The sequence below is a fragment of the Blastococcus sp. TF02A-26 genome, from assembly GCF_003319125.1.
Classification (GTDB): Bacteria; Actinomycetota; Actinomycetes; order Mycobacteriales; family Geodermatophilaceae; genus Trujillonella.
Genome location: NZ_QOHG01000035.1, coordinates 1 through 8,847 on the forward strand (window position 1 = coordinate 1; position 8,847 = coordinate 8,847).

An 8,847-nucleotide genomic window follows, 5' to 3' on the forward strand; every position below is an offset into this window, starting at 1 on the left:
GGCCGCGCTCAACCGGCCGAGTCCGTCCAAGGAGGAGGTGGCGCAACCGGCCCTGATCGCGTCATAGTCACCACACCGCTGACCCAGCACGGTGAGGACTACATCCACCACTCAGCGGGACGTCACCCTCGCCGGCTGACCGCCCACCGGTCCATCACGAGGGCACAGGGTGTCCACGGCAGGACGAAGCGCACTTGTTCTGGCATAAAGGTTGATACGACCGAGTCGGGGAATCCGGGCACCGTGAGCTTCCCAAAGAGCCAGGTCGTTGACCTGTTGATTGAGCGAGGACAGCAAGACAAGGCGCGGCAAGCCGAGCACGAGCTGCCCGACAGCATCGACCCCGAAAAGTATGTCTTGGAGCTGGGTCACCTCGGTCTGAACATCGAAGACCTGAACGCAGCTTTCGGTGCGGCCGAGACGTCGTGACGTGCCGGGACGATGGTCGCGGCACCTTGTCCCCGGGCGCCCGGCGAGCCCAAACGCTGCGGTGCCTACCCTTAGCTCTTCACTGAGATGCGGTGGCGGTCGCGAGCCTCGGTGAGCGCACTACCGCAGCGCTCGCCGCTTGAATGCTCACCTCGCTCCTGGATGGCGGCGATCGAGCGGTGGGCGCCGCCCCACCGGATTGCTACCTCAGGGGATCGGGGGTTCGTCCAGACTGGGGCTGGCAGCACCTTGGGGCCGGCCTCGGCCGGTCGCGGACGGTCCTGTCGATGCAGGCGGATGACACGAGCGCGACGTCGTCGTGGGTCGGCGGTGCACCAGGCGGTCGATGAGATCGTCGCAGAGCTCCTGCAGCGGCTGGCGGCCAGCACACCTTCCGACGGGACTTCGTCACCTCGCCGGCTGCTAAGGCCGCCGCGGCCGAAGGCTTATTCCGCGTCGCCGACTCGCCGCACAGGGTCTGGGAGGATGGCTGGTCGTGCCCCCTCCTGCCGGCCCCGCGACCACTCCCGCCGACTCGGACCTGGTGCGCGCGGCCCGCGGACTGCCGGTCCGCCGGACGCCGGTGTGGTTCATGCGGCAGGCCGGCCGCTCGCTGCCGGAGTACCGGGAGCTGCGCGCCGGCACGAAGATGCTCGAGGCCTGCCAGGACCCGGACCTGGTCACCGAGATCACCCTGCAGCCGGTCCGCCGGCACAAGGTGGACGCCGCGATCCTCTTCTCCGACATCGTCCTGCCGCTGGTGGTGGCGGGCGTGGACATCGAGATCAAGCCCGGTGTCGGCCCGGTGGTGGCCAGCCCGGTGCGCTCGGTCGCCGACGTCGACGCGCTGCCCGACCTGGAGCCCGAGCGGCTGGAGTTCCTCGCCACCGCGGTGCGGCGGCTGGTCGCCGAGCTGGGCGCGACCCCGCTGATCGGCTTCGCCGGGGCGCCGTTCACGCTCGCCACGTACCTCATCGAGGGCGGCCCCTCCAAGGAGCACGCCCGCACCAAGGCCTTCATGTACGCCGAGCCCGAGGCGTGGGGGCGGTTGCTGGACAAGCTCGCGGTGTCGGCCGCGACATTCCTGCGCACGCAGGTCGACGCCGGCGCCTCCGCGGTCCAGCTGTTCGACTCCTGGGCCGGTGTCCTCTCCGCGGCGGACTACGCGCAGCGGGTGCTGCCGCACTCGCGGGCCGTCTTCGACGCGCTGGGCAACCGGGAGCAGGGCGTCCGCGACGTGCCGCGGATCCACTTCGGCGTCGGCACCGGTGAGCTGCTCCCGCTGATCGGCGACGCCGGCGCCGACGTGGTCGGCGTCGACTGGCGGATCCCGCTGGACGAGGCGGCCCGGCGGATCGGCCCGGCCCGCTCGGTCCAGGGCAACCTCGACCCGGCCGTGCTGCTCGCCGACCCTGGACACCGTGGAGCGCGAGGTGCGCCGCGTGGTCGAGCAGGGCCGCGCCGCCCGCGGCCACATCTTCAACCTCGGGCACGGCGTGCTGCCCGACACCGATCCCGACGTGCTCACCCGGGTGGTCGAGCTGGTGCACGAGCTCACCGCCCGATGACCGCCCGGCCGCGACCCGGCTGACACCGAGCTGCTTGGCCACCTCTCCGGGCCGGTGACCGGCCAGGACATCTAGCGAGCGTAGGTGCTCGTCGATGACCTCGGCGGGGGTCTTCCAGCTCAGGACCTTGCGGGGCCTGTTGTTGATCGCGGCCTGGACGGCGAGGAGGTCCTCCTGGGCCCAGCGGGACAGGTCGGTGCCCTTGGGGAAGTACTGACGGAGCAGGCCGTTGGTGTTCTCGTTGGTGCCCCGCTGCCAGGGCGAGTGCGGGTCGGCGAAGTAGACCGCGATACCTGCATCGATCTCAATTACGCATGGGCTGAGGGCTCCATGCCGCGGTCCCAGGTCAGCGACCGCAGCAAGTCGGCGGGCATCGTGGTCATCGTCGTGGTCAGGGCGTCCTTCATGGCGATGGCGCCGTAGCCGCCGAGCGCGGGCCCGTTCTTGACCGGCGGGACGGCGCCGTAGCCCTGCATGCGAGGTAGGTGGACCAGCAGCGTGTAACGACTGCTGCGCTCGACGACGGTGCCGATCGCCGACCGGTTCAGCCCGATGATGAGGTCGCCTTCCCAGTGCCCGGGGACCACGCGGTCCTCGGCTTCGGCCGGCCGCTCGCTGAGCACGACGTCGGCGGTGACACGCCCTTGCGGCTTGTTCCGGGCGCGTTCGCGAGGCTTGCGCAGCGCCCGCCCGGTGCGCAGACAGGCCACCAGCTCGCGCTTGAGCGCCCCCCGTCCCTGGATGTGAAGCGCCTGAGTAGATCGCCTCGTGGCTGATGCGCATGCCGGCATCGTCGAGTAAGTCGACCACCAGCCGCCGCGAGATCTGCTCTGGGCTCCAGGCCCTCGCCCAGCGCCGGTCCGCGCGATGCGGCTTGTTCAATCCCTTTCACGTCGTCACCAGGCCGGCCGCCCGGCTCCCGTTGGAGCGTTGCAGCTGTCCGCTGAGCCGCTCCTGAACGTACTGCTGCAGTCGCGGGTTCACCGCAAGCTTGGCGCGCTCGGGATGTCGGGCGGCGGTCTGCGGCCTCCACTGCGCCACGCTCGCCTGGTACTCGGGCTTGCCGCCACGAGCTGCGGCGTTGCGTCGCAGCTCCCGCGAGATCGTGCTGTGGTGGCGCCCGAGCTGGGCGCGCGATCGACGCCACTGAGCTGCTTCCCGGTCGGGCTGACTGACCCGTTTTGTCGTCGTTCGCTGAACGCACCGCAGCGTGATCCTCCGCATCCGGCGGCGCTCCGTTGGGATGTCCTTGCGGGCGGCCCGCAGGAACGAGACTTTGGTCGCCGACAGGGTCAAAGACTCAGGCATCCGTGAGGCCGGTCCGAGTCGCTGGCTTGAGGTTGCCGACCGGGAGGCGGTTCGATTCCGCCTACTTTGAGCGACCTGGCGATCGGATAAGGGTCACCGCTCTCGGGTCGCTAGAGTTCCCGCTGCGTACCGAAGTGTGGAAGCGATTAGACGAGGCACGAGGTGGGCGAAGGCCTATTTAACCTCCAACGTCCTCCCAATTGAGGCGCCCGTTGGTCCGTGAACGGGCTGCCGACTATATTGTCGTTGCGATGATCTGCCGGGCGGTGGACTTGCCGAAAGGCGGGGTTGTCGAGCGCGCCGCGAGCTGTCTCTCCGCAGCGAAACTGGAACGACGCCACGTGATCACGAGCTGACTCGCTCGAACAAGGCGACGGCTTCGGCGGGCCCCGCTCAGGCCGAGCTGCGCTGCTTCTGGACGCAGGGTCCCTGACGTAACATGATCGCCGCTGGACTGCTGGTCTCGACGGGGCCTGCGAACGACGGTATCGGCGTGCCGTTCCTGTTATCGACCGGGGGCACTTGGAGGGCGAGAGCCCGCGGAGGGGAACGCGTGGCTGAGCAAAGCCCAGAGATCGCAAGTGGTGTGCCCGCGCCGCGGGTCCGGCCCGAGGCAGTCGAGTTGACCGACGTCGTCGATCCCACCGATGCACGCCAGACGCTGCTTGACCTGGCGACGACTGCGGCCGGCATCGGCACCTTCGATTGGGATCTCGCCACCGGTCTGCTCGAATGGGACGAGCGGATGCGCCAACTCTTTGGCTACGACGAGGATGCCTTCGGTCGGTCGATCGAGGCGTTCAACGACCGACTGCACCCCGAGGACCTGCCGCGGGTCGGCTTGCTGCTGCAGCAGGCCATCGACACCTGCGGTGACTACGAGGCCGAGTACCGCGTCATCCTTCCTGGCGGCAGTACTCGATGGATTGCGGCCCGTGGCCGAGCCCTGTGCGACGAAAGGGGGGTGACTAATCGCGTTCTCGGCGCGGCGTGGGATGTCACCAGCCACCACGAGGCGCAGGACAGCCTCGCCCGCATCTTGGAGAACATGGCCGTCGGCTTTTTCACCGTCGACCGCTCCTGGGTTTTCACTCGCGTCAATGCCGAGGGCGAGCGCATCCTGGCGGCTCACCGTTCGGACCTGCTCGGTCAAAATGTCTGGCAGCGATTTCCAGCCGCGGTGGGCTCACTGTTTGAGGTCCACTATCGGCACGCGGTCGCGATCGGTGAGCCGGTGTCCTTTGATGCCTACTACCCCGAGCCGCTCGACATTTGGGTCGAGGTCCGCGCCGTTCCTACCGCCGAGGGTCTGTCGGTCTACTTTCTTGACATCACCGAGCGACGCCGCCTACAGGAACGAGTGGAGCACCGGGCCGGCCGTGAACGGCTGTTGAGCCGGATAGGCGAGCAGCTCGACCGGACGCTCGACCCCGGTGCAGCCGCCCAACGCCTCGCCCGCCTGGTCGTGCCCGATCTGGCCGACTGGTCGGTCGTCACCCTGGTCGACGACGAGCGTGGCGCCGGTTCGCGACGTGGGCTGCGGAACGCGGGCTCTTTCCACATCGATCCCGCGATGCGTCCGGTCGCCGAGGCCTACGCCCACAACCGCCTGACCGCGCTGACCGACGACGCGATCATCGTCCGCGCGGTGGAAAGCGATGAGGTCCAGCTGATCGAGCGGGACGCCACGACCCGCGGGCTCGCTATGCTGGCTCCCGGGCTCGTCCGCGAGTCTTTCAGCGTACTGGCGCCCGAAGCCGTCGCCGTCATCCCTCTCCCGGGCAGCTCTGGTCCCGTCGGTCTGCTCACGCTTGCCAACGGTAGGGACCGCGGCCCCTTCGGCGACGACGACCTCGAGATCGCCCGCCAGATCGCGGGCCGCGCCGGCCTGGCGCTGGACGCGGCGCGGCTGTTCCGTCAGCAGCAGACCCTCGCCGAGACGCTGCAGCGGTCGATGTTCACCGCCCCACCTGAGCCCGATCACCTCCAGGTCGTCGTCCGCTACCTCGCCGCCAGCCAGGCCGCCCAGGTCGGCGGCGACTGGTACGACGCCTTCCTCGAGCCCGACGGGGCAACCGTTCTGGCGATCGGCGACGTCGTCGGCCACGACGCCCGGGCCGCTGCTCACATGGGGCAGATCCGCACCATCCTGCGGGCCCTTGGTGCGGACCAGTCTTACAGCCCGGCGGAACTGCTCCGGCACACCGACCGCGTCATGGAGACGCTTCAGGTCGAGACCGCGGCCACCGCCGTTGTGGCTCGTCTCGAGCAGAGCGCGAGCCAGGCGCGTCGCGGGCTGACCGTGCTGCGTTGGGCCAACGCCGGGCACCCTCCGCCGTTCGTGATCAATCCCAACGGCAGCGTCGCTCTTCTGCAGACCGCGAAGGCCGATCTGCTTCTCGGCGTTCGCCCCGACACCGATCGCTTGGAGTCCGAGGTGATCCTGGACCGCGATTCGGTGGTGCTGCTGTACACCGACGGTCTCGTCGAACGGCGCGACCAGGATCTCGACGAGGGGCTCCGCCGCCTGCACCGCACTTTGGAGCAGCTCGCCGGCAGCGATCTCGATGACCTCTGCGACGAGCTGCTGGCCCGTCTGGTGCCGGAGAGCCCCGACGATGACGTCGCCATCGTCGCGGTGCGGCTACACCCGCAGGACAAGCCGCGGCCAGCGGAGGCCGGACCCAACCGGATACCACCGAACGTGCCGGTGGCTCCGCCGGTCATACCGCAGCCCAACTAAGCTGCCACCGGCCCAGGACGGTCTGGGCCAGCGCGGTCCTGAACGTCCGAGCAGGGTGGCCGGGACGCGTGGAGATTCCGGCAGGGACCTGCGGTAGCGGTCGCGGCTGCTCACGCCCCGGTGTCGCGCGGACTTTCAGCCGTTGAAGCATCGTTCGGTGACTGGTCGCAGGGTTCGACGACGTCAAGGTTGTGGCGGTCGCCGACCCGGTACCCGGGCGAGTCCAGCAGGCGGCCGACCGGGTCGGCGCCCACGCCCAAGCCGACGGGCTCGCGCTCCTGGACGGCGAGGGTTCCGACGCCGTCTGGCTCTGCGGAGACCCGTTCGCCCCATGGCGCCCTGGAGGCCGCCGCGCTCGACCGTGCGATCCCGTTCTTCGTCGAGAAGCCCTTGGCCACGGAGCTGGCCGTCGCACGCAGATCGCCGAGCCGGGTCACCGAGCGCGGCCTGCCTCGGACGGCCAGGGCGGCGTCCCTGCCGCGGGCAGCGCCCTGCTGCGGTTCAACTCGGGCGCGGCGGGCAGCATCTCCTCGGCCCGTGCTCGGCTGATGGCACCGCGTCGCGCTCCACCCTCCGCCGAGGGCCTGATCGTGAAGATCGTCGAGCGCAACCTGGCCGATCACGAGGTCCGGGTGGTAACCGCGGACGGTGAGGACGTCGTCCGGTCCGGTGGGACCCAATCTGCGTCGCGGACCGCGAGTTCTCCGACGTCGTCCTGAGCCGGCCGGGTGCTCCAGCCCCGGGTGCCCTATGACGAGGCTTCGCCCACCCATGCGCTGGCCTGTGCCGCCGATCGGGCACGCCCGGTGCGGTCGATCGGAGCCCTGGAGCCGGGCCGGCCGTCCGTGCTCGAGGACGTCGAGCTCGAGCCCGGCTCTCAGCAGGCATGGGCGCGTCGAGTGGTCCGGAGTGGGCGCCGGGACAGAGGTGGCTCTGATCCGTGGGACCGATCCGCAGCACCACGTCGGCTGGGATCCCGACCTGCGGACCTTGGATATGCCTGCACGCGGGCCGGCTCCCCCGATCCTAGGACTCGGATTCCGGCTGTCGGCGCTCCTGACTATGCAGCGCAGGGCCACGGACGTCCTCCTGGTCGAGTCGGTGCCCGAGCGCCGCGCTGTCGCCGCTTCCCTGGGCCTTCAGACCGTCGATGACGTCGATGGATAATCCTGGCTGGCCGTGAAAGAGCGGTGGCGCCACGGTCCGGCAAATCCGGCGCCGACGTCGCACTGCAGTGTCGGGGGCACGACGCTTCGTTGGTCGGTGCGCTTAAGAGCTCATTTCAGGATGGCCTCCAGGTGCCGGAAGCAGATCAGGCCGCAGGCCAGCTGAAGGAGCCCCAGGTGGAGGTCGGCGCGGCGCTCGTATCGGGTCCGTAGCCGCTTGAAGGCGTGCAGCCAGGCGAAGCCGCGCTCGACGACCCAGCGCTGTCTGCCCAGGCCGGAGCCGTGCGCGACGCCGCGGCGGGCGATCCGCGGGGTGATGCCGCGGTCGCGCAGCTGGCGGCGGTAGACGTCGTAGTCGTAGCCGCGATCGGCCAGCAGCTGCCTCGGGCGGCGCCGGGGCCGGCCGACTCGTCCGCGGATCGGCGGGATGGCGTCGACCAGGGGCAGCAGCTGGGTGACGTCGTTGCGGTTGCCGCCGGTGATGCTGACCGCCAGCGGCAGGCCGCCGGCGTCGCAGATCAGGTGGTGCTTGCAGCCAGGCCGGGCGCGGTCGACCGGCGAGGGGCCGGTGTGGGCCCCCCTTTGAGAGCGCGCACGTGCGAGCCGTCGATCGCGCACACGTCCAGGTTCAGCTCACCAAGGGCGCGCAGCTGGGCCAGCAGCTGCTCGTGCAGGGCGGGCCAGACGCCGGCTTCGGTCCAGTCCCGCAGCCGCCGCCAGCAGGTCACTCCCGAGCAGCCGACCAGCGAGGCGGGGAGCTGGTTCCAGGCGATGCCAGTCTTGAGCACGAACACGATCCCGGCCAGCGCCGCGCGGTCATCGACCGGCCGGCGACCCGGATGCCGGTAGCGGCGCGGCTTGGGCGCCGGCAGCAACGGCGCGATCTGCTCCCACAGCCGGTCCGGGACGAGGTCCTCGATCACCACCCCGAGGGTCGCCACCCTCCGCCGAGGCCGGGCGCAGGCGCGCCGAAGTCATTCAGAAACGATCTCCAAAGCCCCTGCGGCAGCAGGGCTGGTGGTCGACCTGGGCCTCTACCAGGCCGGCGCCGCAGCGGTGCGCCTCGGCGAGGGGTTCCACCACAACGGTCTCGCGCGGGTCTGCGCGCAGATCGGCCGGGTGCCCGAGGCATGGCCGATGGCTGGCCCCGGACGGCGCTGGCCGCCGCTACCCTCGACCTCCTGCGCCAACGCGGCCGGGAGATCCGCGAGTAAATGGTCACCGGCGTCGTCCCCTTTGAGGAGGCGCCCCGGCTGCTGATCGACCTCCCCAAGCGACGCCTCCCGAGCCCCCCGCTGTATGCGGTGCTCCATTCGACGTCGGCTGATCGGCCATACGCGGTCCACGGACGAGCAGGACGGAGGGCTCGTGGCGACGCCGCTGTACCGGATATGGCACGGCGAGTCCCTGGCGAGTCGAGCCGGTGATCGGTGGCATGCGTGACGACCGAGGTCTGACCGCAAAGGGGCGGGATGAGCTCCGCCTGCTTGAGGAGTGGCTAACGAAGGTGACGTCCCGCTGAGTGGTGGATGTAGTCCTCACCGTGCTGGGTCAGCGGTGTGGTGACTATGACGCGATCAGGGCCGGTTGCGCCACCTCCTCCTTGGACGGACTCGGCCGGTTGAGCGCGGCC

The 8,847-nt window shown here is 70.1% G+C and carries 5 protein-coding genes and 2 pseudogenes; 4 read left to right on the plus strand and 3 right to left on the minus strand.

Features of this window, described 5'->3' with window-relative positions:
* The first annotated feature begins 243 nt into the window (after window positions 1–243).
* The 3 genes and pseudogenes from DQ240_RS22845 (at window position 244) to DQ240_RS24345 (ending at window position 1,997) form a co-directional block, all read left to right on the plus strand.
* Window positions 244–429, plus strand: coding sequence for a hypothetical protein (locus DQ240_RS22845; protein WP_113842014.1), 186 nt, complete (start codon window positions 244–246; stop codon window positions 427–429).
* 592 nt (window positions 430–1,021) lie between these two features.
* Window positions 1,022–1,783, plus strand: a pseudogene (locus DQ240_RS22855) (uroporphyrinogen decarboxylase); the annotation flags it as partial.
* A gap of 88 nt (window positions 1,784–1,871) precedes the next feature.
* Window positions 1,872–1,997, plus strand: coding sequence for a uroporphyrinogen decarboxylase family protein (locus DQ240_RS24345; protein ID WP_255410927.1), 126 nt, complete (start codon window positions 1,872–1,874; stop codon window positions 1,995–1,997).
* A gap of 72 nt (window positions 1,998–2,069) precedes the next feature.
* Here the strand turns inward: DQ240_RS24345 and DQ240_RS24185 are convergent.
* Window positions 2,070–3,221 (minus strand): annotated as a pseudogene (locus DQ240_RS24185) (IS30 family transposase); the annotation flags it as partial.
* 637 nt (window positions 3,222–3,858) lie between these two features.
* On the opposite strand from DQ240_RS24185, the gene DQ240_RS22865 reads away from it, so the two are divergent.
* Entirely contained in the window at window positions 3,859–6,048 is a 2,190-nt protein-coding gene (locus DQ240_RS22865; RefSeq protein ID WP_233498927.1) for a SpoIIE family protein phosphatase, read from the plus strand.
* A gap of 110 nt (window positions 6,049–6,158) precedes the next feature.
* On the opposite strand, the gene DQ240_RS23175 is transcribed toward DQ240_RS22865, so the two are convergent.
* Window positions 6,159–6,485 (minus strand): hypothetical protein, encoded by a 327-nt coding sequence (locus tag DQ240_RS23175; RefSeq protein ID WP_147262072.1) that lies wholly within the window; start codon window positions 6,483–6,485, stop codon window positions 6,159–6,161.
* A gap of 840 nt (window positions 6,486–7,325) precedes the next feature.
* A protein-coding gene (locus DQ240_RS22875) for an IS5 family transposase (protein WP_369832035.1) occupies window positions 7,326–8,137 on the minus strand; the annotation gives its coding sequence in 2 pieces (ribosomal slippage) (window positions 7,326–7,786 and window positions 7,786–8,137; 813 coding nt in all).
* Window positions 8,138–8,847 lie beyond the last annotated feature (710 nt).